General features: G+C 57.8%; 26 protein-coding genes. 12 read left to right on the top strand and 14 right to left on the bottom strand.

Annotation, left to right across the window (positions count from 1 at the left end; genetic code table 11):
- Nucleotides 1-3: 3 nt before the first annotated feature.
- Genes pcaG through pobA form a run of 5 tightly spaced genes read right to left on the bottom strand, consistent with a single transcriptional unit; the run spans nt 4 to nt 3697 of the window.
- Nucleotides 4-621 carry a protocatechuate 3,4-dioxygenase subunit alpha gene (gene pcaG, locus QNI81_RS10190; RefSeq protein ID WP_283966429.1) on the bottom strand — a complete coding sequence of 206 codons (618 nt, stop codon included), beginning with the start codon at nt 619-621 and terminating at the stop codon, nt 4-6.
- A 2-nt stretch (nt 622-623) separates the two neighbouring features.
- Complete coding sequence (pcaH, locus tag QNI81_RS10185) at nt 624-1346, bottom strand: protocatechuate 3,4-dioxygenase subunit beta (protein ID WP_283966428.1); 723 nt, start codon at nt 1344-1346, stop codon at nt 624-626.
- A complete protein-coding gene (gene pcaC / locus QNI81_RS10180) occupies nt 1343-1747 on the bottom strand; it encodes a 4-carboxymuconolactone decarboxylase (protein WP_283966427.1) in 405 nt (134 codons plus the stop codon). The genes pcaH and pcaC overlap by 4 nt, the downstream gene beginning before the upstream one ends.
- Nucleotides 1740-2528: a 3-oxoadipate enol-lactonase gene (gene pcaD / locus QNI81_RS10175; protein WP_283966426.1), complete on the bottom strand. Its 789-nt coding sequence runs from the start codon at nt 2526-2528 to the stop codon at nt 1740-1742. The genes pcaC and pcaD overlap by 8 nt, the downstream gene beginning before the upstream one ends.
- Nucleotides 2528-3697 carry a 4-hydroxybenzoate 3-monooxygenase gene (gene pobA, locus QNI81_RS10170; RefSeq protein WP_283966425.1) on the bottom strand — a complete coding sequence of 390 codons (1170 nt, stop codon included), beginning with the start codon at nt 3695-3697 and terminating at the stop codon, nt 2528-2530. Before pobA ends, pcaD begins: the two co-directional genes overlap by 1 nt.
- An 82-nt stretch (nt 3698-3779) precedes the next feature.
- On the opposite strand from pobA, the gene pcaQ reads away from it, so the two are divergent.
- The 3 genes from pcaQ to QNI81_RS10155 all read left to right on the top strand — a co-directional run bounded on the left by pcaQ (nt 3780) and on the right by QNI81_RS10155 (nt 6504).
- Entirely contained in the window at nt 3780-4718 is a 939-nt protein-coding gene (gene pcaQ / locus QNI81_RS10165) for a pca operon transcription factor PcaQ (protein WP_005630126.1), read from the top strand.
- 368 nt (nt 4719-5086) lie between these two features.
- Nucleotides 5087-5983 (top strand): RNA polymerase sigma factor RpoH, encoded by an 897-nt coding sequence (rpoH, locus tag QNI81_RS10160; protein ID WP_005630124.1) that lies wholly within the window; start codon nt 5087-5089, stop codon nt 5981-5983.
- A gap of 254 nt (nt 5984-6237) precedes the next feature.
- Complete coding sequence (locus tag QNI81_RS10155; protein WP_283966424.1) at nt 6238-6504, top strand: hypothetical protein; 267 nt, start codon at nt 6238-6240, stop codon at nt 6502-6504.
- 88 nt (nt 6505-6592) lie between these two features.
- Here the strand turns inward: QNI81_RS10155 and QNI81_RS10150 are convergent, their stop codons facing one another.
- Nucleotides 6593-7765, bottom strand: coding sequence for a dipeptidase (locus QNI81_RS10150; protein ID WP_283966423.1), 1173 nt, complete (start codon nt 7763-7765; stop codon nt 6593-6595).
- A gap of 162 nt (nt 7766-7927) precedes the next feature.
- Between QNI81_RS10150 and QNI81_RS10145 the strand changes: the two genes are divergently transcribed.
- Both QNI81_RS10145 and QNI81_RS10140 read left to right on the top strand, forming a co-directional pair.
- Nucleotides 7928-8917 (top strand): Gfo/Idh/MocA family protein, encoded by a 990-nt coding sequence (locus QNI81_RS10145; RefSeq protein WP_283966422.1) that lies wholly within the window; start codon nt 7928-7930, stop codon nt 8915-8917.
- A 95-nt stretch (nt 8918-9012) separates the two neighbouring features.
- Nucleotides 9013-9282 (top strand): DksA/TraR family C4-type zinc finger protein, encoded by a 270-nt coding sequence (locus QNI81_RS10140; RefSeq protein ID WP_283966421.1) that lies wholly within the window; start codon nt 9013-9015, stop codon nt 9280-9282.
- Between the two features lie 15 nt (nt 9283-9297).
- On the opposite strand, the gene QNI81_RS10135 is transcribed toward QNI81_RS10140, so the two are convergent.
- The 4 genes from QNI81_RS10135 to QNI81_RS10120 form a co-directional block, all read right to left on the bottom strand.
- On the bottom strand, nt 9298-9807 hold the full coding sequence (locus QNI81_RS10135; protein WP_283966420.1) for a GNAT family N-acetyltransferase: 510 nt from the start codon (nt 9805-9807) through the stop codon (nt 9298-9300).
- Between the two features lie 84 nt (nt 9808-9891).
- Nucleotides 9892-11712, bottom strand: a complete 1821-nt coding sequence (locus QNI81_RS10130) for a M3 family oligoendopeptidase (protein WP_283966419.1) — start codon at nt 11710-11712, stop codon at nt 9892-9894.
- 252 nt (nt 11713-11964) lie between these two features.
- Nucleotides 11965-12921 carry an alpha/beta hydrolase gene (locus tag QNI81_RS10125; RefSeq protein WP_283966418.1) on the bottom strand — a complete coding sequence of 319 codons (957 nt, stop codon included), beginning with the start codon at nt 12919-12921 and terminating at the stop codon, nt 11965-11967.
- 20 nt (nt 12922-12941) lie between these two features.
- Nucleotides 12942-13229, bottom strand: a complete 288-nt coding sequence (locus tag QNI81_RS10120) for an SCP2 sterol-binding domain-containing protein (RefSeq protein WP_005606065.1) — start codon at nt 13227-13229, stop codon at nt 12942-12944.
- Between the two features lie 100 nt (nt 13230-13329).
- Between QNI81_RS10120 and QNI81_RS10115 the strand changes: the two genes are divergently transcribed.
- The 5 genes from QNI81_RS10115 to QNI81_RS10095 all read left to right on the top strand — a co-directional run bounded on the left by QNI81_RS10115 (nt 13330) and on the right by QNI81_RS10095 (nt 18546).
- Complete coding sequence (locus QNI81_RS10115; protein WP_283966417.1) at nt 13330-13914, top strand: tetratricopeptide repeat protein; 585 nt, start codon at nt 13330-13332, stop codon at nt 13912-13914.
- 84 nt (nt 13915-13998) lie between these two features.
- A complete protein-coding gene (locus tag QNI81_RS10110; protein ID WP_283966416.1) occupies nt 13999-16956 on the top strand; it encodes a helicase-related protein in 2958 nt (985 codons plus the stop codon).
- A gap of 7 nt (nt 16957-16963) precedes the next feature.
- Nucleotides 16964-17338 carry an RNA-binding S4 domain-containing protein gene (locus QNI81_RS10105; RefSeq protein WP_283966415.1) on the top strand — a complete coding sequence of 125 codons (375 nt, stop codon included), beginning with the start codon at nt 16964-16966 and terminating at the stop codon, nt 17336-17338.
- A gap of 68 nt (nt 17339-17406) precedes the next feature.
- Nucleotides 17407-17745: a ferredoxin FdxA gene (gene fdxA, locus QNI81_RS10100; protein ID WP_005606051.1), complete on the top strand. Its 339-nt coding sequence runs from the start codon at nt 17407-17409 to the stop codon at nt 17743-17745.
- A 291-nt stretch (nt 17746-18036) separates the two neighbouring features.
- Nucleotides 18037-18546, top strand: coding sequence for a CarD family transcriptional regulator (locus QNI81_RS10095; RefSeq protein ID WP_005606047.1), 510 nt, complete (start codon nt 18037-18039; stop codon nt 18544-18546).
- A gap of 57 nt (nt 18547-18603) precedes the next feature.
- On the opposite strand, the gene cobS is transcribed toward QNI81_RS10095, so the two are convergent.
- The gene (gene cobS, locus QNI81_RS10090; RefSeq protein ID WP_283966414.1) at nt 18604-19356 is read right to left on the bottom strand and encodes an adenosylcobinamide-GDP ribazoletransferase; all 753 of its coding nucleotides are present in this window, start codon (nt 19354-19356) and stop codon (nt 18604-18606) included.
- A gap of 101 nt (nt 19357-19457) precedes the next feature.
- Between cobS and cobT the strand changes: the two genes are divergently transcribed.
- Nucleotides 19458-20468 carry a nicotinate-nucleotide--dimethylbenzimidazole phosphoribosyltransferase gene (gene cobT / locus QNI81_RS10085; RefSeq protein WP_283966413.1) on the top strand — a complete coding sequence of 337 codons (1011 nt, stop codon included), beginning with the start codon at nt 19458-19460 and terminating at the stop codon, nt 20466-20468.
- A 34-nt stretch (nt 20469-20502) separates the two neighbouring features.
- On the opposite strand, the gene QNI81_RS10080 is transcribed toward cobT, so the two are convergent.
- From QNI81_RS10080 to QNI81_RS10070, 3 genes are all read right to left on the bottom strand, one after another.
- Nucleotides 20503-22380 (bottom strand): monovalent cation:proton antiporter-2 (CPA2) family protein, encoded by a 1878-nt coding sequence (locus QNI81_RS10080; protein ID WP_009178631.1) that lies wholly within the window; start codon nt 22378-22380, stop codon nt 20503-20505.
- 173 nt (nt 22381-22553) lie between these two features.
- Nucleotides 22554-23777 carry a PAS domain-containing protein gene (locus QNI81_RS10075; RefSeq protein ID WP_283966412.1) on the bottom strand — a complete coding sequence of 408 codons (1224 nt, stop codon included), beginning with the start codon at nt 23775-23777 and terminating at the stop codon, nt 22554-22556.
- Nucleotides 23778-23840: 63 nt separating this feature from the next.
- Nucleotides 23841-24296 (bottom strand): Lrp/AsnC family transcriptional regulator, encoded by a 456-nt coding sequence (locus QNI81_RS10070; protein WP_126137450.1) that lies wholly within the window; start codon nt 24294-24296, stop codon nt 23841-23843.
- Between the two features lie 138 nt (nt 24297-24434).
- On the opposite strand from QNI81_RS10070, the gene hppD reads away from it, so the two are divergent.
- Nucleotides 24435-25535 carry a 4-hydroxyphenylpyruvate dioxygenase gene (gene hppD / locus QNI81_RS10065; RefSeq protein WP_219174157.1) on the top strand — a complete coding sequence of 367 codons (1101 nt, stop codon included), beginning with the start codon at nt 24435-24437 and terminating at the stop codon, nt 25533-25535.
- The last annotated feature ends 47 nt before the right edge of the window (nt 25536-25582 follow it).

The raw sequence follows: 25582 nt of genomic DNA, 5'->3' as shown, positions 1-25582 counted from the left end.
GCCTCAGATGTCGAAAAACACGGTTTCATTATGCCCCTGAAGGCGAATGTCGAAATGGTAGTGATTGTTGCCCTGATCCTCGCCAATCAGGGTTTTGACGCGGGTCTGATGTTCGATGCGGCTCAGGATCGGGTCGGCGGCATTGGCCTCCGCCTCGTCGGGGAAATACATCCGCGTGTGCAGGCCGAGGTTGATGCCCCGCGCCACGATCCAGAGCGTCACATGCGGCGCCTGCATGCGGCCATCGACAAAGGGCACCGCGCCGGGCTTGACCGTGTCAAAGGCAAACTCGCCCGTCGTCATATCCGAGGCACAGCGCCCCCAGCCGGTGAAGTTCGGATCTGCCGTGCCGCGCGTCTCGGCGGGGGAGTTGAACAGCCCCGCCGCGTCCGGCTGCCAGATCTCGATCATCGCATCGCGCAGCGGCGTGCCGGTGCCGTCGATGACGCGGCCGGTGATGCGGATACGCTGACCCTGCGCATTCCCGGTGATCATCTTATGGCCGAGGTCCTGCGGGTAGACGCCTTCGATCTCGGCGAAATTCGGCGTGCAGCCGATGTGGACGTAAGGCCCGGCAGTCTGCGAGGGGGATTCCTTCAGATGGCTCAACGGTTGCACCATGATCACAGCCCCTCCATGCGGTTTTCAAACATCGTCTGGCGGCGACCGCGCAGGGTGATGTCGAACTTGTAGGCCCGCGCATCCATCGGCACCGTGCGCGCCATGTCGAGCGCCGCCACCAGGCTCTCGATCCCCTCGCGTGTCGGGATGGTGTCGACGATGGGGCAGTGCCAGATCAGCGGGTCGCCCTCGAAATACATCTGGGTGATCAGGCGCTGGGCAAATCCCGCACCAAAGATGGAAAAATGGATATGCGCCGGGCGCCAATCGTTCATCGTGTTGGGCCAGGGGTAGGGGCCGGGCAGGATGGTGCGGAACTCATAAAAACCCTGTGCGTCGCTGATGCAGCGCCCGCAGCCGCCGAAATTCGGGTCCAGCGGCGCCAGATAGCTTTCCCTCTTGTGGCGATAGCGCCCGCCCGCATTGGCCTGCCAGACCTCAATCAGCGCACCGGGTACGCCACGGCCAAACTCGTCGCGCACTTGCCCATGCACGATGATGCGCGGGCCGATTGCCATGCCGTCCCCCTTGGCAAAGTTCAGGATGAGGTCGTTGTCCAGTTTGCCCAGCATATCGTGGCCAAAGACCGGCCCGGTTTCCTCGACCAATGTGGTGGGAAAGGACAGCGGCGCATGGCGCGGGCCGCGCGCCACGGAAGTCTTGTAGTCGGGCGTGATACTGGGCGGATGCCAGCGCCGGTCGCGGTTTACATAGCCGTTGCTCATTTCTCGCCCGCCTCCTGTTCCATCTCGGCGTAAGTCTCCTTGGCCAGTTTCAGCGCGTGGTTAGCGCGTGGCACACCTGCGTAGATTGCCACATGTTGAAACGCCTCCAGCACGTCGGTTTTGCTGGCGCCCGTGCGCACGGTGGCGCGGATGTGCATGGGGATCTCGTCAAAGTTGCCAAGCGCGGCCAGAAGCGCCAGCGTCAGCATGGAGCGTTCACGGTCCGAGACCCCGTCGCTGGCCCAGACATTGCCCCAGGCGGTTTCTGTGATCAGCGTCTGGAACGGCGCGTCAAAGGCGGTTTTCTTCGCCTCGGCCCGGTCCACGTGGTCATCGCCTAGGATTTTGCGGCGGATGGTCATGCCGGTGATATAGCGGTCGCTTTGGGGCTGTTTAGACATGGCCCAACTCCTCCAGGAACTCCAATAGCGCCCCGGCATAGGCCTCGGGCGCCTCGACACAGGGCAAATGGCCGGTGTCCTCGATCACGGTGAATGCGGCGTCGGGGATCAGGTCGATGGTGGCCTCCACCAGCGCGGCGGGGCTGGCGCCATCCGCACTGCCCGCGATGCCAAGGGTCGGTTGACGCAGGGTCTTGGTGATCTCGCTGAGGTCTGCGCCCGCAATGGCCTGACAACAGGCGACGTAGCCGGCCTGCGGCGTGCGCTCCAGCATGTGCCGCCACGGTATGTGGGCGTCGGTGCTCAAGAAATCCGGCGCGAACCAGCGTTCCATCACCGCATCCGGCAGGGCCGCAATGCCGCCTGCCTCGATGGCGGCGATCCGGTCCTGCCACATCTGCGCCTCGCCCATTTTTGCGGCGGTGTTGGACAGCACCAGCGCCGAGATCCGCTCCGGCGCGCGGGCCGCCAGCGCCTGGCCGATCATGCCGCCGATGGACAGGCCGACAAAAACACAAGTCTCAACACCCAGATGATCCAACAGCTCCAGCGCATCCTCGGCGAGATCGTCGAGGGAATAGGGCCCTTTGGGGCAGGAGCTGAGGCCATGGCCGCGCTTGTCATACCGGATCAGCCGCAGATGCGTGGGCAGGCGGTCGATCACCGCATCCCAAAGCCGCAGATCCGTGCCCAGCGAGTTGGCAAAGACCACCGCTGGCCCGTTTGGGTCGCCATCCGCGCGCCAATGCAGCGTGGCATGTGTCAGTCGCGCCGCCTGCATCAGTAGGGCAACCCGACGTAATTAGTCGCCAACACCCGCTGCGCATCCTCGTTGTCACGCAGGAAGGCCAGTTCTGCTGCCTGCATTTTTACATCAAACGGGCTTTGATCCGGGAACCGATGCAGCAGCGAAGTCATCCACCAGCTGAACCGCTCCGCCTTCCAGACGCGCGCAAGCGCTTTTTCGGAATAGCGATCAAGCCCTTCGCTGTCCTTGTCCTGATAGAACCGCAGCAGCCCAGTATAGAGGTAATGCACGTCAGAGGCGGCGGTGTTCAGACCCTTCGCCCCGGTGGGCGGTACGATATGGGCGGCATCCCCGCAGAGGAACAACCGCCCCCAGCGCATCGGCTCGCTCACAAACGACCGCAGCGGCGCGATAGATTTCTCGATTGAGGGACCTGTCACCAGCGCCTCGGCGACCTCGGCGGGCAGGCGGCGGCGCAGCGTGTCCCAGAACCGCGTGTCGGTCCAGTCGCCGACGTCATCACCCAGAGAACACTGCACGTAATAGCGGCTGAGGTTGGCATTGCGCATCGAACAGAGCGCAAAGCCGTCCTCGGAATTGGCATAGATCAGCTCGTCGTTCACTGGCGGGGTTTCTGAGAGGATGCCGAGCCAGCCGAAGGGATAGACTTTTTCATATTCGGTGCGCACGGAGGCCGGAATGGTGCGGCGGCTGACGCCATGGAACCCGTCACAACCTGCGATGAAATCACAATCAATACGCTGTTCCCGCCCGTCCTTGTGGAAGGTCACATAGGGTGCATCGGTGTCCGCGTCGTGGATGGCGGCATCCGCCACGTCAAAGATCGTCTGTGCGCCGACCTTCTCGCGCGCCTCATAGAGGTCGCGGGTGACCTCGGTCTGGCCGTAGAGGATCACCGATTTGCCGATCAGCTGCTCGAAATTGATGCCGAACATCCGATCATTGTGAGAGATTTGCGTGCCTTCGTGGTGAAAGCTCTCACGCTCCAGCCGCGCACCGACGCCCGCCTTGTGCATCAGTTCGACCATACCCTGTTCGAGAATGCCGGCCCGAATACGGCTCAGCACATGCGCTTTGGTGCGGCGTTCCAGCACGATGGTGTCAATGCCATTGAGGTGTAAGAGCTGCCCTAAAAGCATCCCCGACGGGCCACCGCCGACAATCACAACCTGTGTGCGCATGAAACTCTCCTCCTGTTGAAATGGAGGCTATCATGCGATTTCTGCATTCAAAAATGAGTATTTCGGAAATATAGATACCAATATGGTAAACTATAACCTCTCCCGACTGGTCAAAATCCGACACATGCAATGTCTGTTGGAGGTCGTGTCATGCGGGAGCCTCAAGGCAGCGGGCGAGCGATTACATCTGACGCAGCCTGCCATTTCGCGCACGCTAAAAGAACTGGAAGAGATCCTCGGCACAACGCTGTTATTGCGCAGTCGGGCCGGAGTTGAGCTGACCGAAGCAGGTGAGGTTTTTGCGCATTTTGCCCGGATGAGTCTGGCGGCGCTCGATCATGGGTTGGAAAGCATTGACAGAACACGCGGTGGCATCCTGAAGCAGGAGGTGAAGGTCGGCGCGTTGCCCAGCGTTGCAGCGGGGCTGATGCCCAAAGTGGCTGAAGGGTTTCAACGACTCGCGCCAGAAGCCGTTTTGCGGCTGTCGGATGGGCCGCATGGCATGCTGATTGATATGCTGCGTAACGGTGCGGTGAGCATGGTGATTGGTCGGATGGGGGACCCCGCTTCCATGCAGGGGGTGTCTTTTACTCAACTCTACACGGAAGAGGTGGTGTGCGTGGTCAGACCGGACCATCCGTGCCTTGCAGCGCCGGATCTCGACGATCTGTCTCGTTGGCCAGTGATATTTCCGCCGACCACGGCCGCCATTCGCCCGCAGGTGGAGCGCTGGTTGATCAGTCACGGATTGTCAGAACCGGCGCAGCGCATTGAGACTGTCTCGGGTGCCTTTGCACGCGTCTATACTCGAGACACGGACGCGATTTGGATGATTTCACATGGGGTCGTGCGCAATGAGCTCTCGGATGGGCGGTTGATCCGCCTGCCGTTTGACACATCTCTTACAAAGGGTCCGGTCGGGTTGATGCAGCGCCAAGATGCTGAGCCCACACCACTAGAGAGCCTCTTTGTCAAAGCGCTGCATGCGGCGATTGTCTCGGTTGGGTATGATGTGAGTTGAAGAAGGGGCGCTGCCCCTCGAGCCGTTCGGCTCTCACCCCGGAGGTATTTGGAAAAGGTGAATAGAACGTGGGTTTTGGTGAAAAACGACGCAAGTGATCGAAGCGGTACTGGGGGTGAAACAGTGCTCTCAGTGCCGTGATCTGGTGTGAATGGTGTGTCACGGCTGTTCTGAGGATTGATTTATTTTTATATTATTCAGATGGTTATGGGAAATGTGAGATTTTTCATGATCTTTTGTGACGCATTTCACAGAGGACGCGTAGTTGTGTTTGTATAAGACTGGGCAAGGGTCGCTTGAAAACGGCGACCACAACACTCAAATGGGCTGATCTTGAAGTCCTTGCAAATTCGAAAGGGACAGTTCTGATGGCAAATTATGCAAATCTTCCCGCCCCGTCTCCCGAAGGTGGGCTGAACCGCTACCTGCAGGAAATCCGCAAATTCCCGCTTCTGGAGCCGGAAGAGGAATATATGCTGGCCAAGCGCTGGGTCGAAGAGCAAGATACTGAGGCGGCGCATAAAATGGTCACGTCCCACCTGCGTCTCGCAGCTAAAATCGCGATGGGCTATCGCGGCTATGGGCTGCCGCAAGCGGAGGTGATTTCCGAGGCCAACGTCGGTTTGATGCAAGCGGTGAAGCGCTTTGACCCTGAAAAAGGCTTTCGGCTGGCCACCTACGCAATGTGGTGGATCCGTGCCTCGATTCAGGAATACATTCTGCGGTCTTGGTCCCTAGTGAAGCTTGGCACCACCTCGGCGCAAAAGAAGCTGTTCTTCAACCTGCGCAAGGCAAAGGCTCGTATCGGTGCGCTCGAAGATGGCGATTTGCGCCCAGAAGCGGTGAAGAAGATCGCAACTGACCTTGGAGTGACCGAGGATGAGGTGATCTCGATGAACCGCCGGATGTCCGGTGGGGATGCATCTCTCAATGCGATGGTCGGCGGCGATGGTGATAGCACCATGCAGTGGCAAGACTGGCTCGAGGATGAGGGTGCCGATCAGGCTGGAGATTACGAGGCCCAAGACGAGTTGCAGGCGCGCCGCGAGCTTTTGGCGGAGGCAATGAGCGTTCTCAATGATCGCGAGAAAGATATTCTGACACAGCGTCGTCTGGCAGATCAGGCCAAGACGCTGGAAGAGTTGAGCGTTCAGTACGACGTGAGCCGCGAGCGTATCCGGCAGATCGAAGTGCGCGCGTTTGAGAAGCTGCAAAAGAAGATGCGCGAATTGGCTGCTGGCAAAGGGATGTTGCAGCCCGTCTGAGCCGCGCTTCGCAGAAATTGTCCAATGATGCGCCTTTCTCCCTCGGCGCGGACATGGAAAGGGGTCACCCATCAGGGTGGCCCCTTTTGTGTTGATGCTACGCAGATTGTAGAGGAGCAGAGATAATCTGGGGGAGGGCTGGCTGGCTCGGTTGCGCGCGTGAGCATTCCTCAAATTTCAAAAAGAAACTCTTGGTTGATCGGGCGGGCAGCTGGACATGCCAAAGTAAGGCAGTGGTCGGGCTGGGCTTGCGAATGATCTGCCTAGATAGCGCTGCGGTGCTGGCGACGTATCTGCGTGGCGGGCAACAGCGCGGACTGCTTTATGCTGGCTTTATGACATGGGGAGCTGGCTTCGCTTGCGATCTGGCTGGGACCCGAAGGTGCCTTGCTGGATGGCTTGCTGCTGGCGGCCTGTTCATCTGGCTTGCTGCAGTTGAGACCTTTTTATCCTTTGATCCGAAAGGCGTCAACGAGAAAATTCAACAAAATCAAATACTTGACTATTGTTATCGGGATTAAGTTCCTGACTTTTGGAGTCAGATTTGAGTTGCAAGGAAAAATCCTTGCAACTCAATAGCGTGAGGTCAGTTTCAAAAACGGATTGCCGTTAGTCGAGGTGGGCCCGAACGACGCGGAGCATATTGCCGCCCGCGATCTTGCGAATTTGTGTCTCGCTCAGGCCCTCATCGAGCATCGCCTGAGTAAGCGCGGCAAGCTCTGAGGTGTCGAAAGCCGTCTTAACCGATCCATCAAAGTCAGAACCAAGCGCGACATGATTCTCGCCGACCACCTCAATTGCACTGCGTATCGCCTTCGCAACGCCTGCGGGGGAGGTGTCACAAACCGCGTTCGCCCAGTAGCCGATTCCAATCACACCACCGGTCGCGGCGATGTCGCGCATCAGATCATCAGGCAGGTTGCGTTTGACCGGACAAGCCTTGTGGATACCGGTATGCGACAGCACCAAGGGGACGTCGGTCATGGCAATCACATCACGCACCACCTGCGGACTTGAATGCGCAACATCAAGGATCAGCCCTTGCTCAACGGTGGCGGTGACAACGGCACGACCAAAGTCAGTGAGGCCATGATCCCCTGTCCCATGCAAAGAACCCCCAAGCGCATTGTCAAAGAAATGCTGCAGCGCGATCAGCCTGTATCCCGCATCCACCAGCCCCTGCAGCTTATCGAGATCGCCCTCGAGCGGGTGAGCCCCTTCGATGCCAAGCAGACCGCCGACCACGTCCTCACCTGCGCGTTTCAGGTCCAGCAGGGCATCCAGATCGGCTTCGGTGCGGATAATCCTCAGGCGCCCGTCGGACCGTTCCTGAAATCGATGCAGCTTCTTTGCTTGATGTAGTGCTCGTTCATAAAGGGAGGTCCATGTGGGGACGGGCCAAAGCTGCCCAATCGCAAGCAGGGTGATGTTGTCCCGCGCGTCGGCCTCATTTTGGTGAATATTCTGTCCTGCCGGCGATTTGGTCACGGCGGTGAAGACCTGCAGCGTGACGTTGCCCTCAATGAGGCGGGGAATATCCATCTGCCCGCGCGTATTGCGCTTGGTGAGGTCGCGTTTCCACAGCAGCGGATCTGCGCGCAGATCACCAATCACCAGACTGTCGTGCAGGGTGCGTGCGGCGTCGCTGACGGCGTAGGGGGCATGCTCAATAACCGGATTGCGCTGCTTGTCGAGGTAGGCAGGCGCGAACACAAAAAACGCAACGATGCCCAAAGCGCTGATAATCAACAGCCGTCTGAACCATCTCGCAAGAGTTGCCATTGATAAGATCCTCATGAGGGTTTTAAGGACAGGCTACGACAAGAAATCGCAAGTTCAACCCTATGCGTCATTACAGATGTATTGCGCGATGTTTGCTGAGGCGCGGTTATATGGCTACTGTGAGCGCAAACACTGTAAGGTTGGGATCGTGGGAGGCCTAAAATGACGAAACCTGTGCGCTGGGGCATTCTGGGTGCGGCAAAGTTCGCACGTGAACATATGGGCCCGGCTATTCATGCCGCCAATGGGGCGGAGCTTGCGGCGCTTGCGACCTCCAGTGCGGAGAAGGCGGCTCCGTTTCAGGCCTTTGCGCCGGGAATTGCAGTCCACCAGAGTTATGAGGCGCTCCTGGCGGATCCCTCAATCGATGCGGTTTACATCCCGCTCCCCAATCACCTGCATGTGGAATGGGCGCTCAAGGCCATGCAGGCGGGAAAACATGTTCTGGTGGAAAAGCCAGCCGCGCTGCGCGAAGCGGAGTTCGATCAGCTGATTGCAGCGCGAGATGAGGCGGGCGTGCTGGCGGCAGAGGCCTATATGATTGTGCACCACCCACAGTGGCAACGCGCGCGAGAACTGGTGCAATCCGGGGCGCTTGGGCAGGTCAAACATGTCTCAGGTAAATTCTCTTTCGATAACCGGGCCGATGTCGACAACATTCGCAACCGACCAGAAACCGGGGGCGGTGCGCTGCGAGACATTGGCGTTTATGTCTTTGGATCAACGCGATTTGTGACAGGTGAAGAGCCGCAAGAGATCAGCGCGCAGATTGAATGGGAAAACGGTGTTGATGTGCTGTCAAACGTGCAGGCAAAGTTCCCGAGCTTCCTTTACACCGCCTATGTGAGCACCCGTCTTCAGCCTTATCAAGAGATGGCGTTTCACGGAGACAAAGGGGTGTTGCGCCTGACCGCACCGTTTAATCCCCGCGTCTTTGGCGAGGCACGACTGGAGTTACATCAGTCGTCCCATGCGGGAGGTTCTGGACGGATGAGCGAGGAGCGTTTCCCGGTGGCAGACCATTACAAGCTGCAGGTGGAAGCCTTCGGGCACAGTTTGCGCGAAGGTGTGGCCTACCCATGCCCGCTGGAGTTCTCGCGCGGAACCCAGGCGATGATCGACGGTGTGTTCAAGGTTGCAACGGATCTTTGATCGGCGGGCGAATCGCACCAGTTTATCTCTGTAACCGGTCTCCTGCGGGAGGCCGGTGCTAACATCTTACTCCGAGATACGTGAGGGTGGCTTAAATGGCGGGTGGCTGGGCAAAAGATGGCGCAGTGAGTGAGCAGATTGAGGCATCAATTTCGGATGAGCTTGCACGGCTTAAGTCCCGCCCGGCATTGCAAGGCGAGAGCCTCACACATTGTGCAGATTGCGAAGAAGAAATTCCTGTGGCCCGGCAACGTGCGATACCGGGTGTGAAACTCTGTATCGAGTGCCAGCAGGAACGCGATGGCACGTTGAAAGCCCGTGGTGGGCTCAACAGGCGCGGCAGCAAAGACAGCCAGTTGAAATAAGGATAAGAGGTGGTTTCAGGCCCTTGCCAGTGGCAGGCGCATCACGTGTTGCGGGCCCGCTAACCCACCTTCATAGAGCTCGCCCGTGTCGACAAAACCGGCCCCAAGGTAGCTTCGGACTGCGATTGGATTGCGCAGATTTACGGTCATAACCAAGGCTTGTGCTGCGGGGTACAATTTGCGCAATGCAGCCGGTAACGCTTGCAAGGTGGCTTTACCCAGACCGAGTCCTTGTTGGCGATGGTCAATCATGAAGGCCCTCAGCCCCAGATCCCCCTCGCGCGCGAAGCTGTAGGTGCGCGGAAACTTCAGATCTATTTTGAAGAACCCAACGGCTTTGTTCGCTGCGAGTATCGCATAGAGGTCGAGGTCTTCCTCAGCCGCAGCGAAAGCCATATCGACTGTGCCGCAATAGACGATCTGTTCAGGGGCGACCTCGATATGGCGGACCAGATCATGGTCGGACTGGCTCAGCCGCAAGAAGTTTATGTTCGATTCTACTGCCATACTGACGCAAAGATGCATAAAAAACGCCCGCCGTCACGACGCGGCGGGCGTTTCCAGGCGCGAGAAGCGGATTGTCGCGCTCCTCTCGAAGTGGGGGAGGTGTTAGTCCTCCATCGCTTCCAGCTCGTCAATGAGGCCGGAGATCATCGACAGACCCTTGTCCCAGAATTTGGGATCGGAGGCGTCCAGACCAAAGGGCGCTAGCAGCTCTTTGTGGTGCTTGGAGCCACCCGCTTTCAGCAGGTCGAAATACTTGTCCTCAAACCCCTCGGCGCCTTCGGCGTAGACCGAGTAGAGTGCATTCACCAAGCCGTCGCCAAAGGCATAGGCATAGACGTAGAAAGGCGAATGCACAAAATGCGGGATATAGGCCCAGAAGGTCTCGTAGCCCTCCATGAAGTCAAAGCCTTCGCCCAGAGATTCCGCCTGAACGCTCATCCACAGGGCGTTGATGTCCTCGGGTGTGAGTTCGCCCTCGGCACGGGCGGCGTGCAGTTTGCACTCGAAGTCATAAAAGGCGATCTGCCGCACAACCGTGTTGATCATGTCCTCGACCTTGCCGGCGAGCAGCACCTTGCGCTCTTCCTTGGTCTTGGCCTTCTCCAGCATCTTGCGGAAAGTCAGCATCTCGCCAAAGACAGACGCGGTTTCCGCCAGCGTCAGCGGCGTGGAGGACAGCATCTCGCCCTGATCCGCGGCCAGCACCTGATGCACGCCGTGGCCCAGCTCATGCGCCAATGTCATCACGTCGCGCGGCTTGCCGAGGTAGTTCAGCATCACATAGGGGTGCACATTGGTGACGGTCGGATGGGCAAAGGCACCGGGGGCCTTGCCGGGTTTCACGCCCGCGTCGATCCAGCCCTTGTCAAAGAAGGGCTGTGCCAGCTCGCCCATGCGCGGGTCAAAGGCCTCGTAGGCCTCCATCACCGTGGCGCGGGCCTCGTCCCAGTCGACAATGCGGGTGGTTTCCATCGGCAAGGGCGCGTTGCGGTCCCAGACCTGCATGCGGTCCAGACCAAGCCATTTGCGCTTCAGCTCGTAATAGCGGTGGCTGAGTTTTGGGTAGGCGGCCACGACAGCCTCGCGCAGGGCCTCGACCACCTCGGGTTCGACGTCGTTCGAGAGATGGCGGCCCATCTGCGGGCTGGGCATGCCGCGCCAGCGGTCGATGATCTCTTTTTCCTTGGCTTGCGTGTTGTGCACGCGGGCAAAGATCTTGATGTTGTCGGCAAAGACGCGGGCGAGTTCGCGCGCCGCTGCCTCACGCTTGCTGCGGTCCTGTTCGGTCAGGAAGTTGAGCGTCGCCTCGATGCCCAGCTCCTCACCGTCGATTTCAAACGTGAGGCCGGCGATGGTCTCGTCAAAGAGTTTTTCCCAGGCGTCGCCGACGATGCCGAGGTCATGCATGAAGCGTTCCAGCTCGTCCGAGAGCTGATAGGGCTTCATCGCGCGGATGCGGTCGAACACCGGCTTGTAGCGGGCGAGATCGGCATTGGCAGCAAACAGCGCGTCCAGGGTCGCATCCTCGATCCGGTTGATCTCCAGCGTGAAGAACACCAGCGGGGTGGTGAAGACGGTGACCTTTTCCTGAACGTCGGACAGGAATTTAGCACGATCGGCATCGGTGGTCAGTTGGTAGTAGCGCAGGCCCGCATAGGACATGATGCGACCGGCGATATTGTTGATTTCCTCATTGCGATGCACGCAGGTTAACAAGCCATCGGCGTCGAGATCGGCGAGCTTTCCCTCATAATCCGCGGCAAAACCTGCACACTCTTTTTGAAGCCAATCGAGATCGCGGGACAATTCCGGCGCATCTTCGCCTGCGTAAAGATCGCTCAGGTCCCATTCCGGCAATTTGCCAAGATCTCCAGATCCGGAAGAGGCATTGGCGTCGCGTACGGGGAAGGGGAGTTGGAACATAGGACCTCCGTCTGGTGGCTGAATGGGCGTGCAAGCGGCCTAAGAGAACGCCGCGGTAGCCCGTGTATCGGTTCCTCAAACACTTAGGTCCCAGAACCCGGAGGCACAAGCGCAGAGCGGGTGGGTTGCGTAGAAACCTCTGAGAGGTGTTTCGCTTCGGGCTTTGCCCGAAACGACCAGCGCCGCGCACCCTGTGGGTGCGCGGCGCTGGTCGTCTGTTCAGATCTTTCACCCGCTTACAGCGGATTTATGTCATTGAGTTAATTTATGTTCCTTAAAGTGGGTGGCAATGGCATCGCAGACACGGGTTCGGATGTGAAGTTGTTCCATCAGAATTTCATGCTGTGCCTCAGGGACCAGATCCAATGTCCCCGATGGCCAGCGCGTCATTCGATCATGCACGGCTTCGGTGGAGACGATTTGCTCGTTTTCGCCCAAGAACGTAACACAGGGCACATTGGGAGAGGGTTTTTCGCGCAAGGCGGCGCATTCAATCATCGCCTGTGCCAACCACTGGACTGTGGGGCCTCCCAAAACGAGATCCGGTTTTTTCGCCATCTGTAGCTGTAAAAACGCGTACATATCCGCGTCTGTGGTCAGCGTGTTGCCTTCAAACGGGGTGACTTGAACGTATTGTTCGATGGTGGTTGTGGGGACCAGCTTTTCACTGAGCCCAAACGCCGCCCCAAATCGCGCCAGCAAACGGGCTGCAGGACGCAACGCGAAGGGAATGCGAATGCCCCACATGGGCGCAGTAAAGGCGCAGGCTGCGACCGGCAGCCCCTCGTATAGCGCGCGCAGACCAATGGCGCCGCCCATGGAATGGCCAATCAGATACCAAGGCTGTGGCAGATCAAGCGTTCTGGCATGATCCATCAGCGCGGCGACATCTTGCTGGAAATCATCAAAATGATCGACATGGCCAAGCCGTCGATCTGCCAGCGCGCGGTCAGCCAGCCCCTGTCCGCGCCAGTCCACTGCCAGCACGGCAAAGCCACGCTCGGTCATCTCTGATGCAAAGGGGCCGTATTTTTCAATATATTCGGTGCGGCCGGGAAACATCAAGATTGTGCCGAGTGCCTCACCTGTTGGTCGCCAATGGCCTGCACGAATACGCTGGCCATCGCGGGTGGCCAGCCAATGGGCCTCGCCACCATCCGGGCCGCGCGCGATCTCAGTGAAAAACGGCGCGGGGGAGGTCTCTGCCATTGGCTGATCCTTCATTGTCGTCAGGCCAGCGCTTGTGCCAACTGCATTGCGACGCCCATGTCACCGTCAATGGTCAACTTGCCGCCCATAAAGGCCGCAGTCGGGTTGAGTTCGCCGGAGAGGATCTCCTGAAAGGTCTCTGCATCTGCAGTCATGGTGACCTCTGCCTCTTCGTCCCCGACGCGCGCGCCATTGGCGTCAAGAATGATGGAACCCATCCCGGTGATTTCGAACTTGGCAGAGCTTTCAAAGCCGCCGTCCATCTTCTCGTTCAGCGTTGCGGCTGCCTGTTCCAGAGTGTCGCTCATAACTGTCTTTCCTGTGTAGGGGTCCGTGCCTGCGCACAAAACCGTGAATCCTGTGGTCCGGGCACTGGTAATTCGGCCCTGTGCCGTTACCCTTTGCACTATGGGCAGAACTTGCACGAATCTCAAAGCTATCGTGGCGGCAATCTCTTTGGTCGTCATCCCCTGTTTGCCTTCAATTTTGGCGGCGCAGTCAGGGGCGAACCTCTCTGCGTTGAGCGAGGCGCAGCTTTTGGAACGTCTCGAGGACGCCGACCCGACAGACGCAGCAGCTGTGGAGCGGGAATTACAGGCCCTTTGGAGCAAGAGCGGTTCTGCTGCCATGGATCTTTTGTTGCGCCGGGGGCGCGATGCGATGGAACGGCAGGATTGGCCGGCGGCGATTGAGCATCTGACTGCGCTTACGGATCATGCGCCCGATTTTGCAGAGGGCTGGTCCGAGCGGGCACGTGCTTTTTTCCACGCAGAGCTGTTTGGCCCCGCCGTTGCCGATCTGGAGCGTGCCTTGGCCTTGAACCCAAACGACTACAACGCCATCTTCGGTCTTGGGCAGGTGTTTGAGTTCTTTGGAGATCCAGAGCGCGCTTATGCTGCTTACGAGCGGGCCAAGGCTATACATCCGTATCATGAGGAAGTAACCAAGGCTCTGGATCGTCTGTCCACAGTGGTGGGCGGGCAGGCACTTTAACGAGGTCTGCAAACGGGTGATCCCTGATTTTATTCCCTGATGTCAGGCCGTTGAGTCGCATCCAGGCGCGTGGAGATTGATGCAATGACTTCTGCATCCCGGGTTGTGGCCGTCCTTGGCCCGACCAATACAGGCAAGACCCACTACGCCATTGACCGTATGCTTGGATATCGGACCGGGATCATGGGTTTCCCGCTGCGTCTGCTTGCGCGTGAAGTTTACGATAAAATCGTAAAGCTACGTGGCCCTTCGGTCGTGGCATTGGTGACCGGCGAGGAACGTATCGTGCCGCCACGCGCGCAGTATTGGATCTGCACGGTGGAAGCGATGCCAGAGGGTATGGGCTGTGATTTCCTCGCGATTGACGAAATCCAGCTTTGTGCTGACCCTGAGCGTGGTCATGTCTTTACCGACCGTCTGCTACGGTCCCGCGGTTTGAAAGAGACGCTGTTTCTGGGCGCGGATACCATGCGCGGGCCGATTTCAGCGCTGGTGCCGGGTGTCGAGTTCGTGCGCCGCGAACGGATGTCGGAGCTGGTCTATGCAGGATCAAAAAAGATCTCCCGCATGCCACCGAGAACGGCCATTGTGGGTTTCAGCGTCGATAGTGTTTATGCCATCGCCGAGTTGATCCGCCGTCAGAAAGGCGGCGCTGCGGTGGTGATGGGCGCACTGTCGCCCCGCACACGAAACGCGCAGGTGGCGCTCTATCAAAACGGCGAGGTGGATTACCTCGTGGCGACGGATGCAATCGGCATGGGGTTGAACCTCGATGTGGATCACGTTGCATTTTCGTCGACCTCAAAGTTTGATGGCCGCAGGATGCGCCCGCTTGCGCCTAACGAGCTGGCACAGATTGCAGGTCGTGCGGGCCGAGGAATGAGCCATGGCAGCTTTGGCGTCACGGGTGATGCACGTCCGCTTGACGAGGGCGTTGCGCAGGCGATCATGGATCATCGCTTTACGCCACTGCAAAAACTGAATTGGCGCTCTGCGGATCTGCGGTTTGGCACGATTGAGGCACTGATTGCCTCGCTCGAATCAAGTCCCAATCATGAAGTACTGATCAAGGCGCGTGAGGCCGACGATCTGATGGCGCTCAAATCGCTGGCGCAGGATGCGGCAATTCGCGACAGGGCCAGTGATGCGGCAACGGTACGTCTTTTGTGGGATGTCTGCCGCATACCCGACTTCCGCGGCATCAGCCATGCAGAGCATTCCTCACTGCTCAGCGGGATATTTGGTTATCTGCAGGACGGTGGAGTGGTGCCGGATGAGTGGTTCTCTCGCCAAATTCGGCGACTTGACCGTACGGAAGGTGATATTGACACATTGTCGAAACGCTTGGCGTTTATCCGCACATGGACCTATGTCGCGCAGCGAAACGGTTGGTTGCGTGACGAAAGTCATTGGCGGGAGGAGACCCGCACTGTAGAAGACAGGTTGTCTGACGCCTTGCATGAGCGTCTTACGCAACGATTTGTGGACCGGCGCACATCAGTTTTGTTGCGGCGGCTCAAACAGAAGGAGGCCCTTTTGGCCGAAGTAAATGACCAGGGTGAAGTCACCGTCGAAGGCGAATTCGTCGGTAAGCTTGAAGGCTTCCGGTTCTCGCCGGACAAAACCGCGCAGGGCGCAGAAGCCAAGGCGCTGAAATCGGCGTCCTTGCAAGCGCTCGCTCCGCAGTATCATCTGCGCGCGGACCGGTTCTACAACGCACCCGATACTGAAATTGATTACACCGATCAGGGCGGCCTGATGTGGGGTGAGCATGCGGTCGGCAAACTTGTTGCTGGTGCGGATGCGCTTTCTCCGCAGATCGAGGTTTTTGTCGATGAGACTGCAGGGCCAGATGTGGCCCAAAAGGTCGAACGCCGTCTGCAACATTTCATCTCTCGCAAGATTCAGGCGCTGTTTGAGCCTCTGATCAACCTGCAAAAAGATGAGGCACTGACCGGGCTTGCTCGTGGCTTTGCCTTCCGCATGGTTGAAGGGCTGGGCATTCTGCCCCGTGCCGGCGTTGCGCAGGAAGTGAAAGATCTGGACCAGGACGCCCGTGGCGCGCTGCGCAAACACGGCATTCGATTCGGTCAGTTCACCATCTTCATGCCGCTGTTGCTGAAACCTGCACCGACTCGCCTGCGTTTGCTGTTGTGGTCGCTTGCAAATGGTCTGCAGGAATTCCCAGAGGCACCGCCTCCGGGGCTGGTCACCGTGCCCTCCATGCCGGATGCGCCCGAAGGCTATGACACGATGGCAGGCTATCGTTCGGCAGGCCAACGCATGATCCGTATCGACATGCTGGAGCGTCTGGCTGATCTGCTGCGCAACGAAGACAGCCGTGGGGGCTTTGAGGCCAAACCCGATATGCTGTCGATCACCGGTATGACGCTGGAGCAGTTCTCTGATCTGATGCAGGGCCTTGGCTACCGCGCCGAAAAGGGCGAACGGGTTAAGGTCAAAGCTGTTGATGAGGTCGTGAAGGATGGCGGCACCCCTGCAGCGGACCAACCGGTTATGGATGCAGCTGCTGAGGCTGAAAACACCCCAGCGGCAGCGCCTGTCGAGGGTGCTGCGGCAGATGCACCGGCTGATGTTCCCGCAGGCACTGCAGAGATCGCCGATGAAGGTGTTGCACCCGTTGCAGCAGAACCTTCTGACGCCGATGTCGCTGAGCCGATTGCCGAGACCGCTGAGACGGAAACCCCTGTGGGTGAGGCCGCAGACGCTGCTGTGGAGGAACCTGAGATTGAGGTGTTCTACACCTTCACTTGGGGGCGCAATAACCGTCAGGGCAACAACGCACGCGGTCAACGCCGTGGTGAGGGCCGTGGCGCTAAAGCGGATGGCGCTGGGCGGGGTAAGCCGCGTAGCGGGGGCAAACCGCAAGGCAAACCCGGCGGCAAAAAAGGCGGTCGCCCGGATCGCGGTGGCGACAAGGGCGGCAAAACCTATTCTGCGCGCCCGCCCAAGAAGGAAAAGCAGATCGATCCCGATAATCCCTTTGCGGCAGCTCTTATGGGGCTGAAGCAGGGCGATTGATCTCGCGATGAGCGATCACGCGGACAAGATGCGGGTCGACAAATGGCTGTGGCATGCGCGGTTTTTCAAAACCCGCTCGCTGGCAGCCAAACAAGTCGGCGCCGGTCATGTCCGCGTAAATGGCTCCAAGGCCTCAAAGCCCTCTCAGAACGTCGCTGTTGGTGACGTTCTGACCTTCTCTCAGGGGCATCAGGTGCGCGTCGTACGCGTCCTTGCGCTCTCTGAACGGCGCGGACCTGCGCCCGAAGCCCAGACATTGTACTTCGATATGACAGAGAAGCAGGACAAACCGCCTGCCAATCCGAAATACGAAGGAAAAGGTCGCCCGGATAAGAAAGAGCGCAGGGCGCTTGGTCTTACTCGTGTCTGGGAGGGGCATTGACGGCTTGAAGCCGTTGCTCTTGTGGATTAGCTAATCGCCCAGACACTTGAAACGGGATCCAAGCCAAGATGACCTACGTCGTTACGGACAATTGTATTGCTTGCAAGTACACCGATTGCGTCGAGGTATGCCCGGTTGACTGTTTCTACGAGGGTGAGAACACACTGGTGATCCACCCCGATGAATGCATCGACTGTGGCGTATGCGAGCCGGAATGCCCCGCCGACGCGATTCGTCCGGATACTGAGCCGGATATGGATCAATGGGTGGAGTTTAACCGCAAGTATGCCGAACTCTGGCCGGTCATCGTATCCAAAAAGGATCCGATGCCGGGATATGAGGAGCGTGACGGCGAAGAGGGCAAACTGGAGAAGTATTTCTCCGAAGCCCCGGGTGAGGGCGGCTAAGCTCTGCCATGTCGCGCGATATAATTGCGCGAATTCGACGTGAAACGCCGCGCTAGGCCTCACAATGACGTGCTCTCCGCCTTTCGGAGGGCGCGTTTTTATGCTATATTCTATCGATGAAATGAAACACGTAGAATACCGCCTGCCGTGATGACCCACGCTAAGATGGGTCTCTTGGTGGGTTTTCTGCGCCGAACCGACACCCGGCGGGCATAGTTTATGTTCCGCGAGGGTCCTCTTTGGCGTAGCCAAAACGGCATGATTGCCGTGTCATCGCGAGGAAAGACCTGTATGACCAAATCGAAGAAGCTCGAGTTCCGCCCCAACGATTTCATTGTCTATCCGGCCCATGGGGTTGGACAGATCATCTCGATTGAGGAGCAGGAAGTGGCCGGCTACAAGCTGGAGCTATTCGTGATCACCTTTGAAAAAGACAAGATGACCCTGCGGGTTCCGACTCACAAGGCTGTCGACATTGGCATGCGCTCGTTGTCGTCCCCTGATGTTATCAATCAGGCGATGAAGACGCTGAAGGGCAAGGCCAAGGTCAAGCGTGCCATGTGGTCCCGCCGGGCGCAGGAATACGAACAGAAGATCAACTCTGGCGATCTGATCTCCATCGCAGAAGTGGTGCGTGACCTGCACCGCACCGATGATCAGCGCGAGCAGAGCTACTCTGAGCGTCAGCTTTATGAAGCAGCGCTCGAGCGTCTGACCCGTGAGGTTGCAGCCGTATCTGGTGGTGATGAGATCGCTGCCGCAAAGCAGGTGGACGAGGTTCTGACGTCCCGCGCGGCCTGATCTCTGAGGGCTGAAATTTCGAAAGGCCGCCTGATAAGGGCGGCCTTTTTCATTGCGTCAGATCAATGCGAGGAACATCAGCCCCAGTGCGATTTCGCTCAGTTGTTGTGTGGTGCCCAAGACATCTCCGGTCTGGCCTCCAATCTTGGCCATGGCGAGCCTGCGCAGGCCAATCAGCAGGGGAACCAAAATCAGTGCCGCTCCCAAAATCGCCCAGCCCATGCAAAGCACACCCAACAGCAGAGCAATGAGAATGCCAAAGGTCGTTGCGGTTAGGCTGGGGCGACCGACCGTATGTGCCAACCCGCTGCCGCGCGCATTGGGCATACGCGCCATCATCACCGGCATTGCAGCACGGCTAAGCGCCGCAAGCGCAACTGGGGCCCAGATTGCTCCAGCGCTAAACAATGCTGCAAGAATGCTCCAGCGCAGCCCAAGCCCGAGGATCAGTGCCAACACGCCATAGGTGCCGATCTGGCTATCCTTCATGATCTCCAGCCGTCGTGCAGGCTCGAAACCTCCCCAAAACCCATCAGCGGTATCTGCTAGCCCATCTTCGTGCATGGCTCCGGTCAGCGTCACTTGCGCCGCAAGGGTTAAACCCGCCGCAATCACCGGGGGCCACCACATCAATGCCAATGCTGCGGTGATCACTGCCAACAGGCCCACAACCGCGCCGGCCAATGGAAAGGCCCAGACCGCGCGCGACTGCCGTGCAAAAGAGGCTTTGGGCAGATGTGGTAAGGGCAGACGGGTCAACAGAACCAAGGCCAGCAGTAAATCGATTGCTTTGAAGTCGTTTTTTCGCATGTCGATGCCTCTGGCAGGGCTTCTCGGCACGGGGCGAGAGCGGTAAACAGGTCTGACACCGCTTTACCTGTGCGGTGCGGTGCGACGCAACGAGGCTTTTGATGCTGCCAGACCTGAATACACTTTCCGATTTTCGCAATGCCCTCGCGCAGGCGCCTGCCGCGGATGCTGCAGCTCGTTCTGCCTGCGAGGCCCGCAACGGTCAACTAACGAAGCCGCCCGGCGCGTTGGGGCAATTGGAAGAGATCGCGATTTGGTACGGAAGTTGGCGCAAGACGGATCGCCCAGAAATCAAAACCCCGCAAGTAATTGTATTTGCAGGGAATCACGGCGTGACAGCGCGTGGGGTTTCAGCTTTTCCGCCCGAGGTCACCGTGCAGATGGTTGCCAATTTCAAGGCAGGTGGTGCGGCGATCAACCAGCTGGCGCGGCTTGCCGGCGCACGGATGGATGTGCATGCGTTGGACTTGGAACGTCCGACTGCTGATTTCACGCGTGAGCCCGCGATGAGCGAGGAAGAACTTCTTCAAGCGTTGCAAACAGGGTGGTCAGCTGTGCATTCCGACACTGACCTGCTGGTTGTCGGCGAAATGGGCATCGGTAACACCACATCTGCTGCGGCAATCTGCAATGCTCTGTACGGCGGTGTGGCTAGCGACTGGACGGGACGAGGCACCGGAGTAGGGGATGAAGCACTCTCGTTGAAAACACAGGTGGTCGCTGAGGCTGTGGCGCTTCATGACAGTCGCGACGGTCTGGACGTTTTGTGCTGCCTTGGCGGTCGGGAGGTCGCAGCAATGGCCGGAGCGATTGCCGCCGCGCGCATCCGGCGCATCCCGGTGATCCTTGATGGCTTCATTTGCTGTGCTGCGGCCGCGTGTCTTGCTGAGATCTCGGATCACGCATTAGATCATGCAATTGCAGGCCATCAGAGCGCGGAGGGCGGTCATCAGGCGTTGCTTTCACGGCTGGGAAAATCGCCGCTCTTGTCGCTGGGGTTGCGCCTTGGAGAAGGGTCGGGGGCCGCTTTGGCCATTCAGGTCCTGAAGGGGGCGCTGGCGTGCCACAGCGGCATGGCGACCTTCGCCGAAGCTGGCGTTTCAGACGGCTGACCCGCCGGGACGGGGCAGCCAATGCGCAGTAGGTTTACGCGGACCGTTTGACGTGCTCTTCGGCCAGAGACAACAGCGCTGTTTCCAGATCCTTTTCCAATTCCTTGGCGCGTTTGATATAGGCCGGGTTTTCGCTTGCGGGCGTGCCCGGTATCCAATGCGCCGCCAACTCGCGCACCGTGTGGCGGTCGTGCGCATAAAATGTCTGCTCGGCTTGGGCCGCCTCATACTCGCTGAGGCCAATGTTCTCTAACACGTAGCGGCCAGCCCGCAGGGAGCTGTCGAACATCTCACGCACGATGTCATTGGCACCAGCCTTATAAAGCGCGAACACATGATTCCGATCGTAGGCGCGCGCGACAATGTGGATGTTGGGGTAGTTGCGGCGTGCATATGCCACCAGTTTCGTTGCGTTTTCCTGATCGTCCAAAGCAACAACCAGTACCTTTGCTTTGCTGATCCCCGCAGCTTTTAGCAGTTCAGGGCGCGTGGGGTCGCCGAGGAAACTCTTGACCCCAAACCGGCGCATCAATTGGACGGCTTTCATATCACTGTCGAGAAGAACGGTCTTGAACCCGCTTGCGTTCACAAGGCGATGCACGATCTGCCCAAAGCGCCCGATCCCCGCGATGATGACAGTGCCTTCCTCATCAATCTCGTCGGGTGTGTGTTCGACCTGGGCCTCTTTCATCCGCTTGGACAGTACTTCATATAGGATGAACAGCAGCGGCGTGATCAGCATTGTGAGAGCGATCACCAAGAGCAGTTTCTCCGACAGATCGGGAGTCACAACATTGAGTTGCAACGAGAAAGCCAGCAACACAAAGCCAAATTCTCCGGCCTGCGCAAGGCCAAGAGTAAAGAGCCAATGGTTGCGCCGTTTCAGGCCAAAGGCTTTGCCCACAAAGTAGAGCACCGTCCCTTTTGCGAGTATAACCAAAAGGGCGAGACCAATTACATCGCCCGGCTCTGCGAGGAACAGCTTGTAGTTGATGCCGGCACCCACGGTGATGAAAAAGAGCCCTAAGAGCAGCCCTTTAAAGGGTTCAAGGTCACTTTCCAGTTCGTGGCGGAATTCGCTGTTGGCCAAAACCACGCCTGCAAGAAACGCGCCAAGAGCGGGAGACAGGCCAACCAACGTCATCAAGAACGAAATCCCAACAACGATCAGCAACGCCAGTGCAGTGTACATTTCGCGCAGGTTTGACGCGTGGATGAAGCGAAAGACGGGGCGTGTCAGATATACGCCTGCGAGGATCACAAAGGCGACCGCACCGATTGTCATCAGCGTTACGGCCCAGCCGGGCAGCCCTTCGACAAGGGACAAGGAGTGATGCGCTGCGTCTTGCGCGTCATCCGTTCTCACGATTGAGCCATCTTCCGACAAAGACATCGCATGCGGTGCTGCCAAAAGGGGCAGGAGGGCAAGGATCGGAATCACCGCGATGTCTTGTGTGAGCAGAACAGAGAATGTCGCTCTGCCGCCGCCGGTACGGGTCAGCCCCTTCTCAGAAAGAGTTTGCAAGACGATTGCAGTGGAGGACAGCGACAACGCGAGCCCTACCGCCAGGCCCACCTGCCAACTATGGCCGAAGAATATTGCCGCTGCCGCGAGTAAGGCGGTCGAAGCGGTAATTTGAAGGCCACCCAAGCCAATCAAATGGTGTCGCATCGCCCAAAGCGCGCGTGGTTCAAGCTCCAGACCGATGAGAAATAGCATCATCACCACGCCGAATTCGGCAAAATGCTGCAGTTCCTCGGCTTCGGACCCTACGAGCCCCAAGATCGGTCCAATGATTATGCCAGCAGCGAGGTAGCCGAGGACGGATCCCAGCCCTAGGCGAGCGGCGATGGGGACGGCGATGACCGCTGCGGCGAGATAAATCGATGCCTGTGAGAGAAAACTATCCATGGGAGAATATTGCCAGCTTTTGAAGGGTTGGCAACGAGATAGGTCGTCTTGAGGCTCTGTGCTTGGATGATGCGTTAATTTTCGCCAGCGTGACAGAACTGCCTCAGTGTGCGCGGGCTGTCTGCCTGTCCAGGTGGGCATGTCGTCATGACACGCCCACCTGACTGAGGCTTTTATTCGCCTTCGAGAGAGCGGATTTCTTCACCGAGCTTTGCGATATGCTCCAGCCGTTCGGAAATGCGTTCCTGAAATGCACCAAGTTGATCAATGATGTCAGACAGGGTCTCTCCGGAGGAGGGCAGGCGGGCGCTTTCGATTTTACATAGGACGCGCGTCGAACTGAGACCAAGGAAATGTCGATGCATCACCTGACAGGCGTTAATGATCCGCACCGCCTCAATATCAACCTCAGCCATGCCTTTTTGCGCAAAGCTGGCCTGTTGTTTGACCAGTTCCGCGAGCCGACGGCGCTCGTCTTCCATATCCACATCACCGAGATCGCGGCGTTCAGTTTGCAATTGTGAGTCGCATTCCATGAGGATGCGGGTCATGCCTGCGATAAAGAGGCTGGAGTTCACCGAGTGCTTAACCGTGGCGAAGTTGGTGTTCTCCCCCATCACATTGCGCTCGAACCAATCCGACATTTCCCGCGACATGGCGCCGTAGTTTTGCGAAAGAACAGTGACGGGGCCGCCCGACGGTTCAATACGCGATGCAATGACACGCAGGTTGTGCGGAATCGTGTGCATGGCTTCAAAATCTTTGACGAGGCCATGGGTTTCATCCAGGAGTTTTTCCGCATTGCGCAGCATGTCTCGCAGTTCGGAAATCTGAGGATCTACCTTGCGACCGAGACCTTCGTCCCGTGCAATGAGTTCTTCGGCCAAGGCATGGGAGGCAAAATGCTGATAGTCGTCAAAGCCTTTCTCGTGAACCCAGTCGATCATGATCTGACTGCTTTCTTCCGGTGAAAGTCCGCCTTCTTTTTCAGCTTTTACAATTTTGGCATAGAGCGCCTGAATTTCCGTAAAGAGCTTGCTGCTTGGTTTGATGCGAGCGGAAAGATAACCACCTTCGCAGGGTACAACCGTCGCAAAAACCCAGTAATATAGCCCATCTTTGGATCTGTTTTTGACGTAGGCACCGATCGTCCGACCGGATTTCAGCGTCTCCCAAAACAGGTGGAATAGCCCTTTTGGCGTATCACCGTGGCGCACAAGTTTGTGCGGTGCGCCAAGGATTTCGTCCCATTCATAGTGGGCCACCCTCTGAAACACATAGTTACATGCCAGAATAATCCCACGCTCATCGGTGCGGGAGAAGAAAACCTCGTTCAACTCGAAAGGGGCGGCTCCGCTGCTGGGGCGGGCTTCAATGCGGCGGTCGACAAAAGACACGAGGGCGATTCCATCTGATGATTTGTTTGCACTCAAGATAGTGTTGCAGTGGTTCACACATCCTTAAACTGGAAGAGGACTATCGCCTTTTAACTGTGCCATCACGATTTGACTGTGGACGCGTCCAACCGCTGGATGGGGTAAAATGATTTCGTGCAATAGCGTATTTAACTCCTGCAAATCATGGCAGTAGACCCGTAAAAGATAATCCGCTTCGCCTGTCATGGTCCAAGCAGAGGTGATTTCTGCACGGCTTGCCACCAGCCGCGCAAAGCTCGCGGCATTATCGGGGCCATGGCTGTGCAGATGCACTTGCACAAAACACTGTACCGCGAGACCCAGTTTGCCGGGGTCAAGGCGGGCGACGTAGCTTTGAATATAGCCTTCTGTCTCTAGTCGTTGTCGCCGCCGACCTGCCTGACTGGGCGAGAGGTTCAGTGCCTCGCCCAACTCCTGAGCGGTCGCTTGAGCGCTTTTCTGCAAGAGCGCGAGTAATTTAATATCAGTTCCGTCCAGCATGCGCGGTTCCCCCATACAACCAGAAAACTATGCGTGAAATACGCGCAATATGAAAGTTGGCGTGGTGATTTTGCGCAAATTATGCGTCCCAGATGCGTTAGACTTGGAGAAACGCAGCAAGCAACTCAGGAGTTACGCATGGGACCTTTCCCTCACGACGCCCCTAAATCGGTCATCAGCGACGAAAACCCCGCAGGCACCGATGGTTTTGAATTTGTAGAGTTTGCCAGTCCGAACCCGGAAGAGCTGCGCGAACTGTTTGCAAAAATGGGCTACGAGTTGGTGGGACGCCACAAGACGAAGCCGGGGATCGAGCTGTGGCAGCAAGGTGATATTACCTACATCCTGAACGCGGAGAAGGGCTCCTTTGCGGAGAAATTTGTCGAGCTTCATGGCCCTTGCGCACCTTCAATGGGCTGGCGCGTTGTGGATGCAAAAAAGGCTTTTGATCACGCGGTGGCCAAAGGCGCAGAACCTTATGACGGTGATGACAAGACCATGGATGTGCCTGCGATTAAAGGCATCGGTGGCTCGCTTATCTACTTCATCGACCAGTATTACGAGACCTCGCCCTATAACGAAGAATTCGAATGGCTAAAGCAGTCCAAGCCGCGCGGTGTGGGTTTTTATTACCTCGATCACCTGACCCACAACGTATTTAAGGGGAATATGGACAAGTGGTTCCATTTCTATGGTGAGTTGTTCAACTTCAAAGAAATTCGTTTCTTTGACATTCAGGGCAAGTTCACTGGTCTGTTCAGCCGTGCGTTGACCTCACCCTGTGGTCGTATCCGCATTCCGATCAACGAGGATCGCGGCGAGACTGGCCAGATCGTGGCCTATCTGAAGAAATACAATGGTGAGGGTATCCAGCATATCGCGGTGGGTGCACGCGACATCTATGATGCAACCGACGATATTTCCGAACGCGGCATTCAATTCATGCCAGCGCCGCCCGAAACCTATTACGACATGAGCCATGATCGCGTGACAGGTCACGAAGAGCCGCTGGATCGCATGAAGAAACACGGCATCCTTATCGATGGTGAGGGCGTCTTGGACGGTGGCGAGACACGCATTCTGTTGCAGATTTTCTCCAAGACCGTGATCGGGCCAATCTTCTTTGAGTTTATTCAACGCAAAGGTGACGATGGCTTTGGTGAGGGCAACTTCAAAGCGCTGTTTGAATCGATCGAGCAGGAGCAGATCAACAATGGTGAGATCGCTGCGGCTGAATGACCATAACATGACATCTGCCGTCGGTCCCCGTAGTGACTAACCAACAG

Source organism: Tritonibacter sp. AK171, from assembly GCF_030127025.1.
GTDB lineage: Bacteria > Pseudomonadota > Alphaproteobacteria > Rhodobacterales > Rhodobacteraceae > Epibacterium > Epibacterium mobile.
The sequence above is the reverse complement of the archived record's forward strand: the minus strand, read 5'-3'. Positions and strand labels throughout refer to the sequence as shown.

Coding starts and splice junctions, on each gene's coding strand:
- QNI81_RS10105 (WP_283966415.1), top strand. CDS start 16,964: ATGAGCGATCACGCGGACAAGATGCGGGTCGACAAATGGCTGTGGCAT.
- QNI81_RS10115 (WP_283966417.1), top strand. CDS start 13,330: ATGGGCAGAACTTGCACGAATCTCAAAGCTATCGTGGCGGCAATCTCT.
- cobS (WP_283966414.1), bottom strand. CDS start 19,356: ATGCGAAAAAACGACTTCAAAGCAATCGATTTACTGCTGGCCTTGGTT.
- cobT (WP_283966413.1), top strand. CDS start 19,458: ATGCTGCCAGACCTGAATACACTTTCCGATTTTCGCAATGCCCTCGCG.
- pcaH (WP_283966428.1), bottom strand. CDS start 1,346: ATGAGCAACGGCTATGTAAACCGCGACCGGCGCTGGCATCCGCCCAGT.
- QNI81_RS10130 (WP_283966419.1), bottom strand. CDS start 11,712: ATGTTCCAACTCCCCTTCCCCGTACGCGACGCCAATGCCTCTTCCGGA.
- QNI81_RS10140 (WP_283966421.1), top strand. CDS start 9,013: ATGGCGGGTGGCTGGGCAAAAGATGGCGCAGTGAGTGAGCAGATTGAG.
- pcaD (WP_283966426.1), bottom strand. CDS start 2,528: ATGCAGGCGGCGCGACTGACACATGCCACGCTGCATTGGCGCGCGGAT.
- pcaC (WP_283966427.1), bottom strand. CDS start 1,747: ATGTCTAAACAGCCCCAAAGCGACCGCTATATCACCGGCATGACCATC.
- QNI81_RS10080 (WP_009178631.1), bottom strand. CDS start 22,380: ATGGATAGTTTTCTCTCACAGGCATCGATTTATCTCGCCGCAGCGGTC.
- QNI81_RS10135 (WP_283966420.1), bottom strand. CDS start 9,807: ATGCATCTTTGCGTCAGTATGGCAGTAGAATCGAACATAAACTTCTTG.
- QNI81_RS10070 (WP_126137450.1), bottom strand. CDS start 24,296: ATGCTGGACGGAACTGATATTAAATTACTCGCGCTCTTGCAGAAAAGC.
- pobA (WP_283966425.1), bottom strand. CDS start 3,697: ATGCGCACACAGGTTGTGATTGTCGGCGGTGGCCCGTCGGGGATGCTT.
- pcaQ (WP_005630126.1), top strand. CDS start 3,780: ATGGTAAACTATAACCTCTCCCGACTGGTCAAAATCCGACACATGCAA.
- QNI81_RS10095 (WP_005606047.1), top strand. CDS start 18,037: ATGACCAAATCGAAGAAGCTCGAGTTCCGCCCCAACGATTTCATTGTC.
- QNI81_RS10125 (WP_283966418.1), bottom strand. CDS start 12,921: ATGGCAGAGACCTCCCCCGCGCCGTTTTTCACTGAGATCGCGCGCGGC.
- QNI81_RS10150 (WP_283966423.1), bottom strand. CDS start 7,765: ATGGCAACTCTTGCGAGATGGTTCAGACGGCTGTTGATTATCAGCGCT.
- QNI81_RS10110 (WP_283966416.1), top strand. CDS start 13,999: ATGACTTCTGCATCCCGGGTTGTGGCCGTCCTTGGCCCGACCAATACA.
- QNI81_RS10145 (WP_283966422.1), top strand. CDS start 7,928: ATGACGAAACCTGTGCGCTGGGGCATTCTGGGTGCGGCAAAGTTCGCA.
- fdxA (WP_005606051.1), top strand. CDS start 17,407: ATGACCTACGTCGTTACGGACAATTGTATTGCTTGCAAGTACACCGAT.
- QNI81_RS10120 (WP_005606065.1), bottom strand. CDS start 13,229: ATGAGCGACACTCTGGAACAGGCAGCCGCAACGCTGAACGAGAAGATG.
- hppD (WP_219174157.1), top strand. CDS start 24,435: ATGGGACCTTTCCCTCACGACGCCCCTAAATCGGTCATCAGCGACGAA.
- pcaG (WP_283966429.1), bottom strand. CDS start 621: ATGGTGCAACCGTTGAGCCATCTGAAGGAATCCCCCTCGCAGACTGCC.
- rpoH (WP_005630124.1), top strand. CDS start 5,087: ATGGCAAATTATGCAAATCTTCCCGCCCCGTCTCCCGAAGGTGGGCTG.
- QNI81_RS10155 (WP_283966424.1), top strand. CDS start 6,238: ATGATCTGCCTAGATAGCGCTGCGGTGCTGGCGACGTATCTGCGTGGC.